Origin of the sequence: uncultured Jatrophihabitans sp. (genome assembly GCF_964244045.1) — a bacterium.
Taxonomy (GTDB): Bacteria; Actinomycetota; Actinomycetes; order Mycobacteriales; family Jatrophihabitantaceae; genus Jatrophihabitans.
The window spans coordinates 17,956-38,766 of the sequence record NZ_CAXTHK010000029.1; the positions used below are offsets into that span (position 1 = coordinate 17,956).

The following is a 20,811-nucleotide window of genomic DNA, read 5'->3' on the forward strand; positions in this document are numbered from 1 at the left end:
TGACTCACCGACCGGTCGACGTCACCCGAGGAGGGCAACGCACGGCGCCCGGCCGAAGCCGGATACCGTGACCGGACCCGGCTCGTCGAATGAGGCAGACGGCTCGGGTGGGAGGCTCGAGAGCTTCCGCTTGCACATCCCCGGCTGGCCGGGGATTGGTCGCCTTCCCAGGGTAACAGCGCCAGGGAGGACGCCCAAACGACCGACGTTGTCGGTGGGCGAGTGCAGGATGGCAGTGTGCACCAGTTCTCCCCCGCCACCCAGGCCTGGCTCGACGGCGCGTTCGCCGCGCCGACAGCCGCACAGCTGGGTGCATGGGATGCCGTGGCGTCGGGTGATCACACGCTGGTGGTTGCGCCGACCGGGTCGGGCAAGACCCTCGCTGCCTTCTTGTCGGCGCTCGACCGGCTGGCCGCCGAGTCGGTTCCCGAGGATCCGAAGCGCCGCTGCCGGGTGCTGTACATCAGCCCGCTCAAGGCGTTGGCCGTCGATGTCGAGCGCAACCTGCGGGGGCCGTTGGCCGGTATCCGACAGGCATCCTTGCGGCTCGGTCTGCCCGAACCGGACATCACCGTGGCCATGCGTTCCGGCGACACTCCGGCCGATGAGCGTCGTCTCTTCAACCGGCGGCCGGCCGACATCCTCATCACCACCCCAGAGTCGTTGTTCCTGCTGCTGACCTCGGCGGCTCGCGAGTCGTTGCGCGGCGTCGACACGGTGATCGTCGACGAGGTGCACGCGGTGTGCTCCACCAAGCGCGGCGCTCACCTGGCGGTCTCGCTCGAACGCCTCGACGGCCTGCTCGAGCGCCCGGCGCAGCGCATCGGACTCTCGGCCACAGTGCGTCCCGTCGACGAGGTGGCTACCTTCCTGGCCGGCGGTCGGGCCGTCACGATCGTGCAACCCACGTCGCAGAAGACGATCGAGTTGCAGGTGGTGGTGCCCGTCGAGGACATGTCGGCGATCGGCGAGCCCACCGACGACCTCACCGGCGCGGCGGCCGGTGCCCAGCGCCGCGCGTCGATCTGGCCGCACGTCGAGGAGCGGGTGCTCGACCTGGTCGAGGCGCACCGCTCCACCATCGTCTTCTCGAACTCGCGGCGGTTGGCCGAACGGCTCACGGCCCGGCTCAACGAGCTGGCCACCGAACGCGCCGGCGTCGCTGCCGACGAATCGGGGCGAGCACCGGCGGAATTGATGGCGCAGTCGGGTTCCGGGCGCCCGGCCGGCGACATCGTCGTGGCTCGTGCCCACCACGGGTCGGTGTCCCGCGGGCAACGCTCGATCGTGGAAGAGGAACTCAAGGCCGGTCTGCTGCCTGCGGTGGTGGCCACCTCCTCACTCGAGCTGGGCATCGACATGGGCGCCGTCGATCTCGTGGTGCAGGTCGAGTCACCGCCATCGGTCGCCGCGGGGTTGCAGCGCGTGGGCCGGGCCGGGCACCAGGTCGGTGCCGTCTCCCGCGGTGTCATCTTCCCGAAGTTCCGCGGCGACCTACTCGAGTGCGCAGTGGTGGCCGAGCGGATGCGCGATGGGCTCATCGAGTCGATGCGCTATCCGCGCAACCCGCTCGACGTGCTGGCCCAGCAGATCGTGGCGATGGTCGCGCTCGATACGGTCACCGTCGACGAGGTGGAGGAGCTCGTGCACCGTGCGGCCCCCTTCGCCGGGCTACCCCGGTCGGCGCTCGAGGCCGTGCTCGACATGCTGGCCGGGCGGTACCCGTCCGACGCCTTCGCCGAGCTGCGGCCACGTCTGGTCTGGGACCGCGTGACGGGCGAGCTCACCGCACGTCGCGGGGCGCAGCACCTGGCCGTCACCAGCGGCGGCACCATCCCCGACCGCGGCATGTTCGGCGTGTTCCTGGCCTCGGGCGAGGGGCCGGGCCGGCGGGTCGGCGAGCTGGACGAGGAGATGGTCTACGAGTCGCGGGTCGGCGACGTCTTCCTGCTCGGCTCGTCATCGTGGCGCATCGAGGACATCACCCACGACCAGGTGCTGGTCACGCCGGCGCCGGGCGAGGTCGGCAAGATGCCGTTCTGGAAGGGCGACCAGCCCGGTCGGCCGGCCGAGCTCGGGCGGGCCCTGGGAGCGTTCCTTCGCGAGGTCGCGCACGCCGAACCCGGCGTCGCCGAGGCGCGGGCCCGCGCTGCGGGGCTCGACGACTGGGGTACGTCGAACCTGCTGACCTATCTCGCCGAGCAGAAGGCAGCGACCCACCACCTGCCCGACGACCGGACGATCCTCGTCGAGCGCTTCCGCGACGAGTTGGGCGATTGGCGCCTCGTCGTGCACTCCCCCTTCGGCGCTCCGGTGAACGCCCCGTGGGCGATGGCCATCTCGGCCCGGTTGCGCGAGCGGTACGGGCTCGAGGTGTCGTCCATGCACTCCGACGACGGCATCGTGCTGCGCTTGCCCGACACCGACGCCGAGCCGCCAGCCGGCGACATCGCGGTGTTCGAGCCCGATGAGATCGAGGCGCTGGTGACCTCTGAGGTCGGCGGGTCGGCCCTGTTCGCGTCCCGCTTCCGCGAGTGTGCGGCGCGCTCCTTGCTGCTGCCGCGTCGCGACCCGCGTCGACGCACGCCGCTGTGGCAGCAACGCCAGCGCGCCAATCAGCTGCTGCAGGTGGCGGCCGAGTACGGCGACTTCCCGGTGGTGCTCGAAGCCATGCGCGAGTGCCTGCAGGACGTCTTCGACCTGCCGGGGCTCATCGGGCTGATGCGCGACCTCGCCGGCCGCACGGTGAAGCTGGTGGAGGTCGAGACGCCGTCGGCCTCACCGTTCGCGCGCTCGCTGCTGTTCGGCTACGTCGGCCTGTTCCTGTACGAGGGCGACGCCCCGCTGGCCGAGCGGCGCGCGCAGGCGCTCTCGCTCGACACCGCGTTGTTGGCCGAGCTGCTCGGGGCCACCGACCTGCGCGAGCTGCTCGACCCCGAGTCGATCGCGCAGGTCGAGTCCGACATCGCCCGGCTCACCGAGGACCGGCACGCGCGGGGGCCCGACGGTGTGCACGACCTGCTGCGCGCGATCGGCGACCTGAGCACCGACGAGGCGATGGCCCGCGGCGCCACCGCGCAGGACCTTGCTGGGCTCGAGGAGTCGCGTCGGGTGATCCGCGTTCGCATCGCCGGCCAGGAACGGTGGCTGGCCATCGAGGACGCCGGTCGGGTGCGCGACGCGCTGGGTGCTGCCCTGCCGGTCGGCGTACCCGAGGCGTTCACCGAGCCGGTCCGCGACCCGCTGGGCGACCTCGTGTCACGCTTCGCCCGCACGCACGGCCCGTTCGTCGCGCAGGAGGTGGCCTGGCGCCTCGGTCTCGGGGTGGCTGTGGTCTCGACGGCGTTGGCCCGACTCGGTGCGTCGGGCCGGCTGGTGCAGGGCGAGTTCCGACCCGGTGGCATCGCGACAGAGTGGTGCGACGCCGAGGTGCTGCGCGCGATCCGGCGTCGCTCACTGGCCGCGCTGCGCAAGGAGGTCGAACCCGTTCCGCACGAGGCGCTGGCCCGCTTCATCCCGGCCTGGCAGGGGCTCGGCCTGCGCTCGTCGCGAGGTGTCGACGCGCTGCTGCGCGCGGTGGAGCAGCTGGCCGGCGTGGCGGTGCCCGCCAGCGCGCTCGAGACGCTGGTGCTGCCGAGCCGGGTCGCCGGCTACTCGCCCGCGTTGCTCGATGAGCTGACCCTTGCCGGCGAAGTCGTGTGGGCCGGCGCCGGATCGCTGGCCGGCAACGACGGCTGGATCACGCTGGCGCCGGCCGAGATCGCCGGGCTGATCCTGCCGGTGGCCGACGAGGTCGACGACCCGCTCGCCGGTGCGGTCCGCGATGCGCTGGCCGGCGACGAGGCACTGTTCTTCACCTCGCTGGTGACCCGCGCAACGGCCGAAGGCGGATTCGAGACAGATGAGGCGATCACCCGCGCGGTGTGGGAACTCGTCTGGGCCGGCCTGCTGACCAACGACACGCTCGCGCCGATCCGAGCTCGGCTCACGGGCGGCAAGACCGCGCACGCTCGCAAGCCGCAGGCACCGCCGCGGCGCCGCGGGCGGTACGCCGGGTTGAGGGCGCCGGGCGGTGCGGCCTCGGCGCTGCGACCTACGCCGTACGGAATGGGCGGGCGTTGGGCGGCCGTGCCGGCCCGCGACCTCGACCCCACCCGCCGGGCACTGGCCGCTGCCGACGTACTACTCGACCGCTACGGCGTGGTCACCCGCGGCTCGGTGGCCGGTGAGCGGATCACCGGCGGCTTCTCGGCCGTGTACCCGGTGCTCAAGACGGCCGAGGAGTCCGGCCGGGCCCGGCGCGGCTACTTCGTCGAAGGCCTCGGCGCGGCGCAGTTCGCATTGCCCGGCGCCGTCGACCGGCTGCGGGCCGAGGGCCGACCTGCCGATGCGCGTTCGGGTGACAGCTCGGCCGCGCTGGTGCTGGCCGCCACCGACCCGGCCAACCCCTACGGCGGGGCGCTGCCCTGGCCCGAGGCCCCCCGTCCCGACGCCTCCGCGACCGAGAAGGGCGGCCGCGGGCACCAGCCGGCCCGCAAGGCCGGCGCACTCGTGGTCCTGGTCGACGGTGCGCTCGTGCTCTACGTCGAGCGCGGTGGACGCACGCTGCTGTCGTTCACCGACGACGTCCAGGTGTTGCAGCCGGCAGCCGATGCACTCGCCCTGGCCGTGCGCGACGGAGCCCTGGGCAAGCTAGCCGTCGAGAAGGCCGACGGCGCTCCGGTCACTGGTTCGGCGCTGGGTGAGGCGCTCGCGGCGGCCGGGTTCCGACCGACGCCGCGCGGCCTGCGTCTGCGCGCCTGACGGCGGGCTGAAACCGCGTGCCCGAGGGTGACACTGCGTGGTTGACCGCCCGCAGACTGCATCAGGCGTTGGCCGGCCGAGCCGTCACGATCTTCGATCTCCGCGTGCCGGAACTGGCCACGTCCGACCTCAAGGGTGAGACGGTCACCCAAGTGCTCGCGCGGGGCAAGCACCTGCTGACGCGGTTCGGTAACGACCTCACGTTGCACAGCCACCTGCGCATGGACGGTTCCTGGTACCTGTCGCGAACCGGCGGGCCTCGACCACGCCGGTACCCGGAGCACATGATCCGCGCACGGGTCGGCAACGAGGAGTGGACGGCGACCGGGTACCGCGTGCATGACCTGCGCATCGTCACCCGGAGTGGCGAGGCCACCCTGGTCGGCCACCTGGGACCGGACCTGCTCGGTCCGGACTGGGACCCGGAGCAGGCAGTGACCAACCTGCTGGCCGCGCCGGACGAGACGATCGGCGAGGCGCTGCTGGACCAGCGCAACCTGGCAGGTGTCGGCAACATGTACAAGTGCGAGGTGCTCTTCGTCGAGCACGTCCACCCGTGGACACCCACCGGGAAGGTCCGCGATCTCACCTCCCTAGTGAACGCCGCCCAGCGCCTGCTGCGCGTCAACCGCGACCACCCCGAGCAGTCGACAACGGGCATGCTGGGTCGCGGGCGCGAGCACTGGGTCTACGAGCGCAGCGGCGCGCCGTGCCTGCGTTGCCGCACACCCATTCAGCGCGCGGATCAGGGCAAATCACCACGCGCTCGCGGCACCTACTGGTGCCCGACCTGCCAGCCTGCAGCGCGCTGAGGTCAGCCCAGTGCGGCCCGGACGATCGCGAGCGCCTCGTCGACGTTGATGCCCGCGGCGTGGGCCTGCGCGGCGTAGCGCTGCGCTGCAGCCTGCAGACGTGCGCGCACAACGTCACCGCGCGCCGAGACGACGGTGCCGGCGCGACCACGGGTCTCGATGAGCCCGGCCGTCTCGAGCTCGCGGTACGCGCGAGCCACGGTGTTGACCGAGATCCCCAATTGTTCAGCCAGGCCACGGACGGTCGGCAACCGGGCGCCCGCGACCAGCCGGCCGTCCGTGATCCGCGCGGCGAGTTGGCCGCGCACTTGATCGAACGGCGCGCTCGCCGACGCGGGGTCCAGTCGCACGAGACCGTCCGTCATGGCCGCTCCTGCCCCCGGGCGGCGCGAGCCGCGAACAGCACGCGCGAACGTTCCAGCCGCTCCAGCGCGACCAGCAGGCGCAGCTGTTCGCGCAGCGCCAGGTCGAAGGCCGCGCGGGAGCGCCCCAGCACGTCGCGGGCAGCTCCGACATGAGACCGGGACGCGTCCTGCAGCTGGTCGAGCTGCGCGATCGCGGCGACGACGACGTCACGTTGGACGCCCAGGCCCTCGACGTTGCCGCGGAACGGCAGGGCGGCGAGCTCTCCCTCGTCCCGGGCCGTGTCCTCGGCCACCCGCCTGGCCAGGGTCAGCGCATGGTCGAGCTGGGTCAAAGCCAGCTGTAGGCGCCGGTGCTGATCGCGCAGCGCGTGCTGCACCTCGACCTGACCCAACAGCGCGGCTGAGGTTGCGGTAGCAGCCTCGTCGCGCCGCTCGGTGAGGTCGACGATCGCTGCCCGAATGCGATCGGCGGTCTGCCCGGCCGAGGCGTCGTCGGGTTCGCGTCGCAACCAGGCCATGAGTCCATGGTGGTCGTCACCGGCACGTGGTGCCAGTGGCGAACGGTCAGGTAGCGACCGGTCAGGCCGAGCGTGCGACGGAGCCGTCGGCGGCTGGCAGCACGGGCAGACCAGCCACCACAATGACCACGTCGGCAACGATCGCGCTGGACGACGCCGGGCTAAGCAGGAACGAACCCAGCCACCGCACGACCGTGTCGGCACCGCCTCGACCGGATTGCGCCAGCTGCTCAGCAACCGCAGCTCGAGCGAGACACCAACCCTCGCTATCGTCGTCGATAGCGGACAGGCGTGCCAATGCGGCCGGTTCCACGGCGGCAAGCCCTTGCCGGACCGGGTGCCGCGAGATGGCCATGGCCGTGTCGATCAGGGCCCGTTCGATCGGCTTCCCCGCAGCCGCTTCGATCAGGGCGGTGACCTCGTGGGTCACGAGGGCGTCGAGCACGGCCTCCCGGGTGCGGAAATGGTTGTACAGCGTCGCTTTGGCCACGCCGGCCGCGGTCGCCACCTGGGCCATGGCGATCCGCGTGCCGCTCGCCGCGACCGCCTGCGCCGCACCGCTGAGGAGCGCGCTTCGGGTGCGCGACATCGCGTTGCCCGCCCGGGTGCGGGTGCCGGTGGTGCGCACCGGGGCCGCCGACGCGATGGCTGCAGCGGGCCGTGCGGAGGCCGGCGGCAGTTCGGTTGCCGCATCGGTGCTCGCTCGTGGGGCGGGCGTCGTCGGGCGGAAGAGGGTGTCGAACAGCGGGCTGCTCATCGGACGGCACGGCCTCCTAGGCGTCGTGGCCGCAGCGATGCTGCGGGCCGGCGCCGACCTGCCGGAACGGGCCGCCGCTACGACCCAGAATTGTCGAGCGTGCGGGTGACCGGAGGGAGGTACGTCGGCGGGTCGCCCGATCTGAAACGAATGAGTCTGCTGGGACGAGTGTGACTTGGCTCAGGCAGCGACAGTGGACAGCGTGCTGACCTCGGCCGCATGGGCCTGCTCGGCGTTCGGAGCCGGCGAGATGCGCGCAGAACCGGCTCCCGGGATGATGGCGACGCGGCTATTGATCAGCGCCAACCTCTCCTCGCGGCGCAGAGTCTGACTGACCTCACCGAAGAGGTCGGACAGCTCGACGTCCAGCGCACCGCAGATGGCCGCGAGCAGCTCGGACGACGGCTCCTTCTGCCCACGCTCGACCTCGGACAGATAACCCAGGCTTACGCGGGCGCTAGCCGACACCTCACGCAGGGTGCGACGCTGGCGCATCCGCAGGCCACGCAGGGTCTCGCCCACGACCTGTCGAAGTACGGGCATGTGCTGACCCCCTAGTACAGGTGACGTCGTGCCTGGTGAATTGCGTGTGGTTCACGGTACCCGCAGCGGCCGACAGCAACGGGTGCGGGCCCGGATGTCCGCTCAAAGCGAACACCGGGTCCAACGGACGGGACCACTCTTGGATTCCCGGGCCGAGTCGGCGACGGTCAGCGGGCGGCGAGCGACCCGCGGCGCAACCGGACGGCGCGTGCGACGTAGTCGGCACCGGTGACCAAGGCGACCACCATCGCCGCCACCATGACCACCCAGGCCACGGGGCGCAGCCAATCACCGATCGGCAGTAGGACGAACAATCCGGTGGCAACGGCCTGCAGCAGCGTCTTCAGTTTGCCGCCCCGGCTGGCCGGGATGACGCCATGGCGTAGGACCCAGAAGCGCAGCAGGGTCACACCGATCTCGCGAGCCAGCATCACCACGGTGACCCACCATGGCAGGTCACCGAGGACGGACAGGCCGATGAGCGCCCCGCCGATCAACGCCTTGTCGGCGATCGGGTCGGCGAGCTTGCCGAAGTCGGTGACGAGCCCACGCTTGCGGGCGATCTCGCCGTCGATGCGGTCCGTGACCGAGGCGACCGCGAACACCGCCCAGGCCAACACCCGGGCTCCGACGTGGTGCCCGCCCTCGGCGAAGAGCGCGACGACGAACACCGGGACCAGTGCGAGCCGCAGGACGGTCAACCCGTTGGCGATGTTCCAGGCCGACGCCGGGCTGGGCGGGTGGCCGATCGGGTCCTCGGTCAGTCGCGGCATGGTCGGGCGGGGCCTCGCCGACCCGGGCCGTACAGCGTCGTTCGCGACACCGTTTGCTACTGCACGGTCGACGTTCTCGGCCGCGCTCATCGCGAATCGCCGATCGGCTGGGCGATGAGGTCGACCCCCTCCGAGTCGGTGACGAACGCCTCGACGATGCGGCCGCGCTCGATGCCCTCGCCGCCGACGAGCCGGACGATCCCGTCGACCTCCGGGCCCTGATGGGCTCCGCGACCGGTCAGCTCGATCTCACCCGGCTCGTCGGACCACACGTCCTCGACCAGCACCTCGACGCGGGTGCCGATACGGTCCTCGGCCCGCTGGCTGGACAGCTCGTGCGCCAGTGAGCTGATCCGCTCGACCCGCTCGGCGATCACCTCGACCGGCACCTTGTCCGCGAACCCCACGGCGTCGGTGCCCTCCTCGTCGGAGTAGCCGAAGACGCCGACCGCGTCGAGGCGGGCCTCGCACAGGAAGCGCTCGAGCTCGAGCACGTCGTCCTCGGTCTCACCCGGAAAACCGACGATGACATTGCTGCGGGCGCCGAGATCGGGCGCGAATGCCCGGGCGCGGGCGAGCAGGTCCAGGAACGACTCGGTTCCGCCGAAGCGCTTCATCCGGCGCAGCACCGTCGGGCTGGCGTGCTGGAAGGACAGGTCGAAGTAGGGCGCGACGCCCGGCGTCGTGGCCAGCACCCGCAGCAGGTCGGGACGCAGCTCGGCCGGCTGCAGGTAGGACACCCGCACGCGCTCGATGCCCTCGACGGCCGCGAGCTGGGGCAGCAGGACTTCCAGCGCTCGCAGGTCGCCGAGGTCCTTCCCGTAGGACGTCGAGTTCTCGCTGACGAGCACGAGCTCGCGCACGCCGGTGGCGGCCAGCCACGCCGCCTCGGCCAGGACGTCGGCCGGCGGGCGCGAGACGAACGAGCCGCGAAAGGACGGGATGGCGCAGAACGTGCAGCGCCGATCGCAGCCGGACGCGAGCTTGAGGTAGGCCACCGGCGCGTCGTCGAGGCGGGTGCGGACGGCCGTCGTCGGAACCCAGGCGTGCCCCGGCACCGCGACGTCGACGCTGGCCGCGGGCCGGTGGGTCGGGGCGACCGGGAGCAGGGTGCGCCGGTCGCGCGGTACGTGCGGGGTCAACGCCCGGCCCGCGGCGACGTCGTCCAGTCGCGCCGCGATGTCGGCGTAGGAGTCGAAGCCCAGCACCGCGTCGGCCTCGGGCAGCTCCGCGGCCAGCTGTTCGCCGTAGCGCTCGGCCAGGCAGCCGACGGCCACGACCTTGCGTCCGGTGTCAGCGGCTGCGAGCAGCGTGTCGATGGAGTCCTTCTTGGCCGCGTCGATGAAGCCGCAGGTGTTGACGACCACCACGTCTGCTTCGTCGGCGTCCTCGGTCAGTGACCAACCGCCCTCGCCGAGCCGGCCGGCCAGCTCCTCGGAGTCGACCTCGTTGCGCGCGCACCCCAAGGTGACGAGCGCAACGCTGCGGACGGACTGAGGCACGTCCACACGGTACCCGCGGGCCGGTCCCTGACATGCCATCGCGCTTCGCAGCGGATCCGCCCGCCCACCGCGTTGAGCAGGTATGCACGCACTGCAGCGACCACAAGTCGCAGACGAGGAGACCGGCGTGGCTGACGAGGCTTCCGGCACGGGGCTCGACGAGTTCGCCGCCCAGCACGGTGTCGCCCTCACCCGGTTCGCCTACCTCCTCTGCGGCAACCGGGCCACCGCCGATGACCTCGTCCAAGAGACCTATCTCAAGCTGCACCAGCGTTTCGGCGACCGGCTCGACGTCGCGGCGCCGCTGGCCTACGCACGTCGGACGCTGGTGAACCTGCACATTTCCCAGCGCCGACGGCGCGCGGCCGGGGAGGTGACACTCGCCGATCTTCCCGACGCGCCCGCCACCGACGCGGTGGATCACGGCGCGCAGGACGAGATGTGGCGGATGCTCGCCGGTCTCAACGAGCGGCAGCGGGCCGTGCTTGTGCTGCGCCACTACCTCGACCTATCGGACCGCGAGATCGCTTCGGTCCTCGGCTGCCGCGAGGGCACCGTGCGCAGCCTCGCCTCCCGCGCCGTCGCCGAACTGCGCCGACACCCCGACCTCGCCCAAGCGAGAGGACTCCGGTCATGACTGACCTCGACCAGCTGCTGCGCGACACCCTGCACGCACGCGCCGCGACAATCACCGAGGCACCGCACCTCGAAACCACCCCGCGGCGCGCCGACCGGTCCCGTTGGCTGCTCGTCGCGGCCTCTGTCGCAACGGTCCTGGTGGCCGCAGGTGGCGTAGCGGTCTGGGGCCTCGGAAGGAGCAATGGCCAGGACCACGCCGGCGGCGGCTACGCGCAATCGTGTCCTGCGATGCTGCCGAAGGCGTGGAGCGACGCGTTCGCAGCACCTCGCTCGACCGTTCCGGGCTTTTCGGCGAGTGTTGTCGCGGCAACCGCGTACGGCGATGTGGTGGTGTGGGGTGACGTTCAGACGGACACCACGACCGGGATAGGCCTGCGTCCGGTGGGAGGAACGGTGCGAACGCTCTACACAGTTCCAGCCGGCTGGACCGTTCAAACCAGCGTCGACGGCGCCGATCTGGTCCTGAGCCTGGGGCCCGTCGCGAGGGGCCCGAACGTCAAGGACATCGTGGCGATCAACCTGCGCACCTCGACAGTGCGACACCTCCTTCCCCTGACCGGGACACTGTCCGACACCGCGGTAGCCGATCGCGCCGCCTCAGTACTCGACGGCATCGTCTACTGGATCGCCATACCGCACGGTACGGACCCCGGACAATCTGTCGGGGCCGTCGTCGCCTACGACTTGCGCCGGCACCGAGCGACCGTCGTAGCGCACGCCCACGGGCTGCTGGCCCAGCCCGACGACCCGGGTGGCGTCATGTGGGACGGCGGCGGAGTCGCGCGTCGCGGCGTGCCGGCCGCGGTGCCGTCCACCCGCTCCGACGACTACCACTCGATCTCGAGGACGTACGGGTCCGTCGTGACGGACGGCATCGACTATGCCTGGATCCCGATAGATCGACAGAACCAAGTCGTCTGGACCGACACCCGCGGGGACGCACGCAGCTGGACGCTGGCTGCCGGATCGGTCCCGGGCAAACCAGATGTCGTCGCGGTCTCCGGACCGTTCGTCGTGCTCCTGCCCGACGAGCACGAAGCGCCCCGGTATTACGTGCTGGACACCCGTACCGGTGCGCTGGCCGCTACCGGCGTCGACGCCACCGGGGCCGGCGTCACGCTGGGCACCCGCATGGTGTTGGGCACCCAGGCCGCTAGCCAGGCACCAACGACATCAATCGTCCTCGACACCGCACACCTGCCGCGGCTGACCTGCTGAACAGTTCGATAACCTGACCCGGTGCCTGCCGTTATCCGCCGCGCCCGCACGGCGGACGTGCCGGCGATCAAGGCGATCGTCGACCTGTATGCCGGGTCGGGGCGCAAGATGCTGGCCAAAGAGCTCGTGGCGATCTACGAGGACGTGCAGGACTTCCTCGTGGCAGAGGTGGATGGACGCGTGGTCGGGTGCGGTGCGCTGCACGTGCTGTGGGCCGACCTCGGCGAGATCCGCACGCTGGCCGTGCACCCCGAATACGGCGAACGGCGCATCGGCCGTCAGCTGCTCGACGCGCTGATCGACGTCGCCCGAGAACTGGGGCTGGCCAGGCTGTTCGCGCTGACCTTCCACACCGACTTCTTCGGCCGCGCCGGCTTCGTCGAGATCGAGGGCACGCCGGTGGACCCGGACACCTACGACGCGCTGCGCCGCTCGTACGACCCGGGCGTCGCGGAGTTCCTCGGCCTGGAGTACGTCAAACCCAACACACTGGGTAACGCACGCATGCTGCTCGACCTGACCTAACCCGACCTGCCATCAAGAACACGCCGCCACCGCGCGCCTTCCGGACCACCGCCGACCACCGCGCTAGCGTCTCGCGCACGGAGGTGAGTGTCATGGCGACAATCGACCGGATCGATACCGGGTACACGGCCTGGACGCCGTCGTCCGCCGGTATCGCAACCGAGGACGACACCTACGTAGGGCGCCACCGCCGATCGGATGCGGGCAAGACCTTCTCCCTGCACCGAATGTTCTATACCGCCCGACACCGCTCGCACTGAGCCTCCCGCACCTGATCACGGCCTCCCGCCCAACTGGACGGGAGGCCGTTGCCGTCCCTCAGAAGGGTTCGGTGCCGGTGGGCAATGGCTCGACGGTGACCGGCCCGACCGGGCGGTTGTCACCCATCGGCTTCTCGTTGTCTTCGTCATCGTCGGACGACACCAGGTCGTCGGCCGTCCCGCCGTTGCGCAGCGTGTAGAGCAGCCCGGCCAACTCGTCGGGCATCACCAGCACCTCGCGCGCCTTCGAGCCCTCGGACGGGCCGACGATCGAGCGCGACTCCATGAGGTCCATCAGCCGACCGGCCTTGGCGAAGCCGACGCGCAGCTTGCGCTGCAGCATCGACGTCGAGCCGAACTGCGTCGACACGACAAGTTCGACGGCCGACAGGAACAGGTCGAGGTCGTCGCCGATCTCCTCGTCGATCTCTGATCTGACCGCCTGCGGCGCAGTCACGTCCTCGCGATAGGTGGGTTCGAGCTGCTTCTTGCAGTGCTCGACGATCTGGTTGATCTCCTCGTCGGTGACGTAGGCGCCCTGCATGCGCGCGGGTTTCGACGCCCCCATCGGGAGGAACAGCGCGTCGCCCTTGCCCAGCAGCTTCTCCGAACCTGGTTGGTCGAGGATGACCCGCGAGTCGGTGACCGAGGAGGTCTTGAAACCCAGCCGCGACGGCACGTTGGCCTTGATCAGCCCGGTGACGACGTCCACGGACGGCCGCTGCGTCGCAATGACGAGGTGGATGCCGGCGGCACGCGCGAGCTGGGTGATGCGCACGACCGAGTCCTCGACGTCACGCGGGGCGACCATCATCAGGTCGGCCAATTCGTCGATGATCACCAGCAGGTACGGGTAGGCCTGGTAGACCCGCTCGGACCCGGGCGGCGGCTTGAGCTCGCCGCTGTGCACCTTGCGGTTGAAGTCATCGATATGGCGCACGCCCGAGGTCTCCATGTCCTCGTAACGCATGTCCATCTCGCGCACGACCCACTGCAGGGCGTCGGCCGCCTTCTTGGCGTTTGTGATCACCGGCGTCACCAGGTGCGGGATGCCCTGGTAAGCCGCGAATTCGACGCGCTTGGGGTCGATGAGCACCATGCGCACCTGGTCGGGCGTTGCGCGCGTCAGGATCGACAGAATCAGGGTGTTGATGCAGCTCGACTTGCCGGCACCGGTGGCCCCGGCGACGAGCAGGTGCGGCATCCGGGTCAGGTTGGCGACGACGAAGCCACCTTCGACGTCCTTGCCAAGCGCGACGAGCATGGGGTGCTGGTCGCGCTGCGCGACGTTGCTCCGCAGCACGTCGCCGAGCATGACCACCTCGGGATCGGCGTTGGGGATCTCGACGCCGACCGCGCTCTTGCCCGGGATTGGGCTCAGGATGCGGACCTCGGCGCTCTTCACCGCGTAGGCGATGTTGCGGGTCAGGTTGGTGATCCGCTCGACCTTCACGCCCGGCCCGAGCGTCACCTCGTACCGGGTGACCGTCGGGCCACGGTTGAAGCCCGTGACCGACGCGTCGACGTCGAACTCGGCGAACACCTGCTGCAGGGCGGCGATGACCTCGTCGTTGGCCTTGGTGTGTGCCAGCGGCGGTGGCCCGGACGCGAGGTCCTTGATCGAAGGCAGCGTGTACATGCCGCCACCACCGGCCAGCTCGAGCTGGATCGGCCGGTCGATGGGCGGCAGATCGGGCTCGGGCGGTGCAACCTTCGGCTGCCGCGGCTTGCGCACCTTCACCGGCGCCTCGTCGAGCTCCTCCGCGTCGAGGGTGACGTCCAGGTCGGAAGGCGGCTCGACGGCCGGAATCTCCGACGTCGAAGCGTCCGGGTCGGCCTCGGCGACCGGGGGTCGACGGCGGCGGCTGCGCGCCCCGTCCCGGGCAGGCTGCTCGTCGACAGCGAGGCCGTCGCGCGTGAACGGACGCCGGACGAACTCCAGCAGCACGCTGATCGGCGTGGCTGTGACGACGAGGATGCCGAAGCAGCCGATCAGGGCCAGCAAGGGAATGGCGATCGTCTGGGACAACCCCGTCGACAGCGGTTTGCCGATCGCGTAGCCGAGGATGCCGCCGGAGTGTGCCCGGCCGTCTCTGGTCGTCGGGTTGTCGGACCAGAGGTCGAACAGGCCCAGCACCGCCAAGACGATCGCGAACGAACCGACAATCAGCCGTCCACGTGCCTGCGGCTCCGGCGCCTGACGCAGCATGTGCGCGCCGATGGCCAGCAGCACCACGGGCACCAGGTATGCGCCGGTGCCGACCACGAAGCGGTAGCCGGTGTCGATCCACACCCCGACCGGTCCTGCGGCGCGGAACCACACCGCCATGACGCTGATCAGACCGAGCGCCAACACCCCGAGCGCCACACCGTCGCGACGGTGCTCGGGCGGCAGCTCGCGGGCGGTGGCCGCATTGCGCCCGACGGCCCGCGCGCTGCTGCCGGCCATGGTGGCCAGCGCGTGCCAGATCGTGCCAACTGCGCGGCCGGCGCCAACCAAGGGTGTGGCGAGCGGCGCCGGGCCGCTGCTGCGGGGACTCGACGACCCGCGTGACCCACGCTTGGACGTGCTGCGAGTGCCCGGCTTGCGCGCGGGCGGACGGCTGCGAGTTCTGGTTGCTCCTGCCACCGGACAAAACTAACGGTCAGGTTGAGGGTTGCCGCGGAGGCGCGCGGCCTGCCTAGAGGCCGGCGGCGGCGAGGTCGGCGCGCAGGTGGCTGATCTCGTGATCGGTGGCGTCGACGAGCGGTAGCCGGACCGATCCGACGTCGAGGCCGCGCAGCCGCAGCCCGGCCTTGACCAGGATCGTGCCCTGGGTGCGAAAGATGCCGGTGTAGATCGGCAGCAGCAGGCGGTGCAGGCGACGTGCCTCGGCGACGTCGCCCTGCTCGAAGGCCTGGATCAGGGCCTTGGTCGGCGCGGCACAGAAGTGCGTCGAGGTCCCGATCACCCCGACGCCGCCGAGCGACAACAACGGCAGCGTCGCAGAGTCGTCACCGGCGTAATAGGCAAGATCGGTCTCGGCGAGCACCTGGCCAGACGCTGTGAAGTCGCCCTTGGCATCCTTCACACCGACGATCTGCTCGTGTGCGGCAAGCGTCAGCATCGTCTCGGTGGTGATCGCCGTGCCGGTGCGCCCGGGGATGTCGTAGAGCAGCACCGGCAGGTCGGTGGCGTCGGCGACCACCCGGAAGTGCTGCACAAGCCCGGATTGCGGCGGCCGGGAGTAGTACGGCGTCACCAGCAGCAGCCCATGCGCGCCGGCCTTCGCGGCCTGTTCGGCCAGGTGGACGGAATGCACGGTGTCGAAGGTGCCTACGCCGGCCACGATATGCGCGCGATCGCCCACCGCGTCAACCACCGCGTTGACCAAGTCTGCCTTCTCGGCGTCGCTGGTGGTGGGCGCCTCGCCGCCGGTGCCGTTGAGCACCAAACCGTCGTTGCCTTGGGTGTCGACGAGGTATTCAGCAAGCCGGACCGCGGTCGCGAGGTCGAGCTCGCCAGCCGAGCCGAACGGCGTGACCATGGCGGTCAGGACGCGGCCGAAGGGCCGCTGCGGATCGGCGGGCATGGCGCTCAGGTTACCTGCTAGCCCTCGCTGACCATCGGGCTCGACGCGACCTCGGTGCCGTCGGGCAGCGCGGTGATCTCGAAGTCGGCGAACGCGTTCGGGGCGATGCGGCGCAGCTCCTGCAGGCAGGCAATGGCCAGTTCGCGGATCTCGACGTCGGCATGCTCGGACGCGCGCATCGCGATGAAGTGCCGCCAGGCCCGGTAGTTGCCGGTGACCACGATGCGGGTCTCGGTGGCGTTGGGCAGCAACGCCCGCGCGGCCTGCCGCGCCTGCTTGCGCCGCAGCGTGGCGTGCGAGACGTCGGCGAACTTCTTCTCCAGGCCCTCCAGCAGCTCGGTGTACGCGGTGACCGCCGCCTCGGACGCGGCGACGAACTTGGCGTGCAGGTCGGGGTCCGACGCTATGACGTCGGGCTCCACCATCGCCGCGTCCTTCTCCGGGACGTAGCGCTGCGACAGTTGCGAGTAGCTGAAGTGCCGGTGGCGGATCAGCTCGTGTGTCAGTGACCGCGAGATGCCCGACAGGTAGAACGTGACGCTGCCGTGCTCGAGCACCGACAGGTGACCGACTTCGAGGATGTGGTGCAGGTAGCCGGCGTTCGTGGCCGTGGCCGGGTTCGGCTTCTTCCACGACTGGTAGCAGGCCCGGCCGGCGAACTCGGCGAGCGCCTCGCCGCCGTCGGTGTCGGTCTCCCACGGCACGTCCGCCGGCGGCTCGAAGTGCGTCCAGGCAATGGCTTGGACCTTCAGCGGGACAGCCTGGAACGGGGTGGGACCGGTCATGGGCAAACTCCGTGATCTGGTGGGTGGTGGTCGACTCTAACCGCGACCGGTCGTGGTGCCGGACCGCCACGCGCACAACATGTCGTGGTCACAGCACGCCGGCGAGCGTCGAGGCGAGGTTGCCGCGCGGGCGCACGTCGATGGCGCCGAGGCCCTGCCACTGGGCCACGAGGGCCAGCTCGGCGGCGAGCTCGGTGGCGACATGGCGCGGGTCGCGGCCCGGCTCGATCCAGGCGCTCTGCACCCGCAGCACGCCGGCCTGACGATCGGACTTGAGATCGACGCGCCCGACGAGTGTGTCGCCGAGCAGGAAAGGCAGCACGTAGTAGCCGAAGCGCCGTTGCAGTTCGGGCACGTAGATCTCGATGCGGTAGTGGAAGTCGAAGAGCCGTTCGGTGCGGTCACGGAACCAGATCAGCGAGTCGAAGGGGGACAGCAGCGCGCGGGCCTGCACCGTGCGCGGCCGACGCGCGTCGTGCCACAGCCAGGCGGGCAGTGCCCAGCCGGCGACCTGCACCGGCACCAGCTCGCCGGTCTCGACGAGCTCGCCGATCGCCTGCTTGGTGTCGGCACTGGGGATGCGGAAGTAATCGCGGATGTCCGGCTCCGTCGCCACGCCGAGGGCACGCGCCGAGATCCGCACCAGTTCGCGTTTGGCGTCGTGCTCGCTCGGGGTCGGCAGGGCAAGGATTTCCGCCGGCAGGACGCGTTCGACGAGGTCGTAGTACCGCTCGAAATGGACGCGCTTGGCAGTGGTGATCCGGCCCGTCCAGAAGAGGTGTTCAAGCGCGATCTTCCCGTCGTGCCAGTTCCACATGTGCCCCGGCCGTGGCGGCGGACGAGGGATGCCGGTGTCACCGGCGACGACCGGCCCCCGGTCGACGACGAGCTGCTCGACGTCCGCGACCAGCGTCGGGTTGTCGTGCGCAATGCGGCGGATGCTCTGCCACGGGTCGAGGTGCGCGCGGGCCATGCGCCAGCGCAGGAGCGGGTGGTAGGCAAGCGGGACGAGCGACGCGGCGTGTGCCCAGTACTCGAACATCTCGGGACGCCGGGGCCTGGCGGTGTAGGCCGTGAGTTCGTCGAGCAGCTCTCGCCGGTAGGGCCCGAGCCGCGCGAAGACCGGCAGGTAGTGGCTACGCGAGAAGACGTTGACGGAGTCGATCTGCAGCAGTCCGACGCGCTCGAGGACGCGACGCAGATGGCGGACGTCCACCCGGCCGGCCGGGCGGGGATCGGCGAAGCCCTGCGCGGCCAGGGCGATCCGACGGGCCGCTGCGGGGCTCAGCTGTGCTGTTGCTCCGCCCATGCCCGGGACATTACGAGGTGGTACCGACGACACCACACGGGCGGCGCACAGCCAGCCGTGGGAACATCGCCGCGTGTTCGAGAGCATCATGCACAGCATCGGCGACGCCACGGGCTTGTGGCTCTATCTCATCGCGGGTGGCCTTGCCTTCGCCGAAGCAGCGATCCTCGTCGGCATGGTGCTGCCGGGCGAGACGGCGCTGCTCGTCGCGGGCGTCTTCTGCAATCACAAGTACGGTCACCTGAATCTCTACGTGATGATGGTGATCGCTGCGTTCTGCGCCATCGCCGGCGACTCCGTCGGCTACGAGTTCGGTCGCAAGTTCGGACCCGCCCTGCGTCGTTCGCGCCTGGGCGCGTGGGTAGGCGAGCCACGTTGGACTGCCGTCGACGGCGTCATCCACAAGCACGGCGGGAAGGCCGTACTGCTCGGCCGGCTCACCGCGTTGCTGCGGGCACTCATGCCGTCGATGGCCGGGATGAGCGGCATGCGCTACCGCACCTTCCTGGTGTGGAACGCCGCCGGCGGGTTGATCTGGGCGCCCGGATGCGTCCTGTTGGGGTATGCCTTTGCGTCGGCTCTCGACGTCGTGAGTTCGACGCTGACGTGGGCGCCGTTGGCGATCCTGGCCGTGGTCGTCGTGGGTTACGTCGCCCTGCACCTGCGTAAGCGCAAGCGGGAACGCGCGGACGAACTGGCTTACGAGCAGGGCCTGTCGGGCGACCCGGACGCCGCGACCACGGGCCCAGCGACCTGACTCTTGACCTAGGGTCGATAACATGGCAGATGTCAGCGTGCGCCCAGCGGTCCGTGGTGACGCCAGCGAACTCGCACGGATCCAGATCGACACCTGGCGGCTCGCCTACGCCGACATCCTGCCCGCGCCCGTGCTGGCTGGTCTGTCGCTCGCCGAGGCCGAGGCCTCCTGGCAGCAGGCCATCACCGCCGCCCCCACGCCCCGGCACCGCGTGCTGGTCGCGATGGAGCAGCAATGGCGCGTCGGCTTCGTCGCCTTCGGGCCGGCAGAGGACGTCGAGGACGACGACCCGGAGCCCGCCACGACGGTGGCCGTCGGCCCGGTACTGGTCGAACCCAGATGGGGTCGACGGGGTCACGGCTCGCGGCTGCTCGCGGCGACAGTCGACCTGGCCCGCGAGGACGGCATGACGCGCGCGATCGCGTGGATCCCTGAGGGCGACACACCGACCCGCGAATTCCTGCTGTCCACCGGCTGGGCGCCGGACGGACTCGTGCGCGCGCTCGAGACGGGCGCCGGCGAACTGCGCGAGATCCGGCTACACACCTCGCTCGTCGAGGACCCGGGCGTCGGATCGTAGGCTTCGCCGCATGGCGTTCGACGGGATCCCGCTTGCTGCCCTCGACTTCTACGAGGACCTCGAAAATGACAATTCGAAGGCGTTGTAGGACAAGCTGCACAACCGCCTAGCCCGCCGACGCGTCGACCACCACATCGTTTCGGGTACGCGCCGTGATACGCCCGAAGACTAGTTCATCAGAAACAGGTCGGTTCACTTCAACAAATCTGATGGACAGACCTGGATGCAGCGCAACTGTCGCCGACGCCGTCTCGACGTCCAGCCCACGGAGTTCTTCGCCGATGAGACCGGCGAGCTGATGCAGCTGCTCCCATTCGGTCTGATGGGCCTCGAAAGCGTCCATGCTCGAACCATAGAGTCGGTGTCATGGCGTTTGCTGGCATTCCCTTGGCTGCCCTGGACTTCTATGAAGACCTGGAAAATGACAATTCAAAGGCGTTCTGGTCCGAACACAAGCACGTCTACGACGAGCAGGTGAAGGCGCCGCTGCTCGGGTTGGCCGAGGAGCTCGGCCCGAAGTTCGGGTCGGCGAAATTCTTCCGGCCGTACCGCGACGTCCGGTTCAGCAAGGACAAGACGCTCTACAAGACCCATCAGGGCATGTGGTTCGGCGAGACATCGTGCTACCTGCACGTCGGCCCGGCCGGACTGTTCCTGGCCGCCGGGTACTGGGGCACCTCCTCGGCCCAGGTCGGCCGGCTTCGCCGAGCGATCGACGACGACATCGTCGGGCCGCAGCTCGAGAAGGTCGTGGTCTCGCTGCAACGCAAGGGGTTCCGGATCGGTGGCGAGCAGCTGACCCGCGTGCCCAGCGGTTACGACCGCGGTCACCCGCGCGCCGACCTGCTCAAGCACAAATCGTTGACAGCGTCGAAGGAGGTCGGCGCGCCGGAGTGGCTCAGCACCCCGCAGGCGCGCACCGAGATCGCCAAGGCGTGGCGGTCGATGGCTCCGCTCGTGGCCTGGCTGGACACGCACGTCGGCCACGACTGAGGCGCCGCGCGGCAGGTACTCATCGTCGCTCCTTTGCTCTGCTCAGTGTGAATGAGCATGTGCTCAGTCAGAGTGAGCAGAGCAAAGCGGCCGGCAGGGG

At 70.3% G+C, this 20,811-nt stretch carries 19 protein-coding genes and 1 pseudogene; 9 read left to right on the forward strand and 11 right to left on the reverse strand.

Annotated features, from left to right (window positions below; all coding sequences use genetic code 11):
* Nucleotides 1-144: 144 nt before the first annotated feature.
* Both ACFFC4_RS17790 and ACFFC4_RS17795 read left to right on the forward strand, forming a co-directional pair.
* Nucleotides 145-4,803 (forward strand): ATP-dependent helicase, encoded by a 4,659-nt coding sequence (locus ACFFC4_RS17790; protein ID WP_375503373.1) that lies wholly within the window; start codon nucleotides 145-147, stop codon nucleotides 4,801-4,803.
* Nucleotides 4,804-4,820: 17 nt separating this feature from the next.
* Nucleotides 4,821-5,615, forward strand: a complete 795-nt coding sequence (locus ACFFC4_RS17795; protein ID WP_375503315.1) for an Fpg/Nei family DNA glycosylase — start codon at nucleotides 4,821-4,823, stop codon at nucleotides 5,613-5,615.
* Between the two features lie 2 nt (nucleotides 5,616-5,617).
* Here the strand turns inward: ACFFC4_RS17795 and ACFFC4_RS17800 are convergent, their stop codons facing one another.
* The 6 genes from ACFFC4_RS17800 to rimO all read right to left on the reverse strand — a co-directional run bounded on the left by ACFFC4_RS17800 (nucleotide 5,618) and on the right by rimO (nucleotide 10,073).
* Nucleotides 5,618-5,980, reverse strand: coding sequence for a GntR family transcriptional regulator (locus ACFFC4_RS17800; RefSeq protein ID WP_375503317.1), 363 nt, complete (start codon nucleotides 5,978-5,980; stop codon nucleotides 5,618-5,620).
* On the reverse strand, nucleotides 5,977-6,498 hold the full coding sequence (locus ACFFC4_RS17805) for a hypothetical protein (RefSeq protein ID WP_375503319.1): 522 nt from the start codon (nucleotides 6,496-6,498) through the stop codon (nucleotides 5,977-5,979). Before ACFFC4_RS17805 ends, ACFFC4_RS17800 begins: the two co-directional genes overlap by 4 nt.
* Nucleotides 6,499-6,559: 61 nt before the next feature.
* A complete protein-coding gene (locus tag ACFFC4_RS17810) occupies nucleotides 6,560-7,255 on the reverse strand; it encodes a TetR/AcrR family transcriptional regulator (RefSeq protein ID WP_375503321.1) in 696 nt (231 codons plus the stop codon).
* Between the two features lie 180 nt (nucleotides 7,256-7,435).
* Nucleotides 7,436-7,798 (reverse strand): helix-turn-helix domain-containing protein, encoded by a 363-nt coding sequence (locus ACFFC4_RS17815; RefSeq protein ID WP_375503323.1) that lies wholly within the window; start codon nucleotides 7,796-7,798, stop codon nucleotides 7,436-7,438.
* Nucleotides 7,799-7,965: 167 nt separating this feature from the next.
* Nucleotides 7,966-8,571 carry a CDP-diacylglycerol--glycerol-3-phosphate 3-phosphatidyltransferase gene (gene pgsA / locus ACFFC4_RS17820; RefSeq protein ID WP_375503325.1) on the reverse strand — a complete coding sequence of 202 codons (606 nt, stop codon included), beginning with the start codon at nucleotides 8,569-8,571 and terminating at the stop codon, nucleotides 7,966-7,968.
* Between the two features lie 86 nt (nucleotides 8,572-8,657).
* Nucleotides 8,658-10,073, reverse strand: coding sequence for a 30S ribosomal protein S12 methylthiotransferase RimO (gene rimO / locus ACFFC4_RS17825; protein WP_375503327.1), 1,416 nt, complete (start codon nucleotides 10,071-10,073; stop codon nucleotides 8,658-8,660).
* Nucleotides 10,074-10,200: 127 nt separating this feature from the next.
* On the opposite strand from rimO, the gene ACFFC4_RS17830 reads away from it, so the two are divergent.
* From ACFFC4_RS17830 to ACFFC4_RS17845, 4 genes are all read left to right on the forward strand, one after another.
* A complete protein-coding gene (locus tag ACFFC4_RS17830) occupies nucleotides 10,201-10,710 on the forward strand; it encodes a SigE family RNA polymerase sigma factor (RefSeq protein WP_375503329.1) in 510 nt (169 codons plus the stop codon).
* A complete protein-coding gene (locus ACFFC4_RS17835) occupies nucleotides 10,707-11,930 on the forward strand; it encodes a hypothetical protein (RefSeq protein WP_375503331.1) in 1,224 nt (407 codons plus the stop codon). The genes ACFFC4_RS17830 and ACFFC4_RS17835 overlap by 4 nt, the downstream gene beginning before the upstream one ends.
* A gap of 33 nt (nucleotides 11,931-11,963) precedes the next feature.
* Entirely contained in the window at nucleotides 11,964-12,455 is a 492-nt protein-coding gene (locus ACFFC4_RS17840; protein ID WP_375503375.1) for an amino-acid N-acetyltransferase, read from the forward strand.
* A 92-nt stretch (nucleotides 12,456-12,547) separates the two neighbouring features.
* Nucleotides 12,548-12,715 carry a hypothetical protein gene (locus ACFFC4_RS17845; protein ID WP_375503333.1) on the forward strand — a complete coding sequence of 56 codons (168 nt, stop codon included), beginning with the start codon at nucleotides 12,548-12,550 and terminating at the stop codon, nucleotides 12,713-12,715.
* Between the two features lie 181 nt (nucleotides 12,716-12,896).
* Here the strand turns inward: ACFFC4_RS17845 and ACFFC4_RS17850 are convergent.
* From ACFFC4_RS17850 to ACFFC4_RS17865, 4 genes and pseudogenes are all read right to left on the reverse strand, one after another.
* Nucleotides 12,897-15,344 (reverse strand): annotated as a pseudogene (locus tag ACFFC4_RS17850) (DNA translocase FtsK 4TM domain-containing protein); the annotation flags it as partial.
* A 52-nt stretch (nucleotides 15,345-15,396) separates the two neighbouring features.
* The gene (dapA, locus tag ACFFC4_RS17855) at nucleotides 15,397-16,287 is read right to left on the reverse strand and encodes a 4-hydroxy-tetrahydrodipicolinate synthase (protein ID WP_375503335.1); all 891 of its coding nucleotides are present in this window, start codon (nucleotides 16,285-16,287) and stop codon (nucleotides 15,397-15,399) included.
* 17 nt (nucleotides 16,288-16,304) lie between these two features.
* Nucleotides 16,305-17,072, reverse strand: coding sequence for an FAD-dependent thymidylate synthase (thyX, locus tag ACFFC4_RS17860; protein WP_375503337.1), 768 nt, complete (start codon nucleotides 17,070-17,072; stop codon nucleotides 16,305-16,307).
* 88 nt (nucleotides 17,073-17,160) lie between these two features.
* Nucleotides 17,161-18,381 carry a winged helix-turn-helix domain-containing protein gene (locus ACFFC4_RS17865; protein ID WP_375503339.1) on the reverse strand — a complete coding sequence of 407 codons (1,221 nt, stop codon included), beginning with the start codon at nucleotides 18,379-18,381 and terminating at the stop codon, nucleotides 17,161-17,163.
* A gap of 73 nt (nucleotides 18,382-18,454) precedes the next feature.
* Between ACFFC4_RS17865 and ACFFC4_RS17870 the strand changes: the two genes are divergently transcribed.
* Both ACFFC4_RS17870 and ACFFC4_RS17875 read left to right on the forward strand, forming a co-directional pair.
* Nucleotides 18,455-19,138, forward strand: a complete 684-nt coding sequence (locus ACFFC4_RS17870) for a DedA family protein (RefSeq protein ID WP_375503341.1) — start codon at nucleotides 18,455-18,457, stop codon at nucleotides 19,136-19,138.
* A gap of 22 nt (nucleotides 19,139-19,160) precedes the next feature.
* Entirely contained in the window at nucleotides 19,161-19,718 is a 558-nt protein-coding gene (locus ACFFC4_RS17875) for a GNAT family N-acetyltransferase (protein WP_375503343.1), read from the forward strand.
* A 106-nt stretch (nucleotides 19,719-19,824) separates the two neighbouring features.
* On the opposite strand, the gene ACFFC4_RS17880 is transcribed toward ACFFC4_RS17875, so the two are convergent.
* Nucleotides 19,825-20,061: a hypothetical protein gene (locus tag ACFFC4_RS17880; RefSeq protein ID WP_375503345.1), complete on the reverse strand. Its 237-nt coding sequence runs from the start codon at nucleotides 20,059-20,061 to the stop codon at nucleotides 19,825-19,827.
* Nucleotides 20,062-20,084: 23 nt separating this feature from the next.
* Between ACFFC4_RS17880 and ACFFC4_RS17885 the strand changes: the two genes are divergently transcribed.
* Nucleotides 20,085-20,711, forward strand: a complete 627-nt coding sequence (locus ACFFC4_RS17885) for a DUF2461 domain-containing protein (RefSeq protein WP_375503347.1) — start codon at nucleotides 20,085-20,087, stop codon at nucleotides 20,709-20,711.
* Nucleotides 20,712-20,811 lie beyond the last annotated feature (100 nt).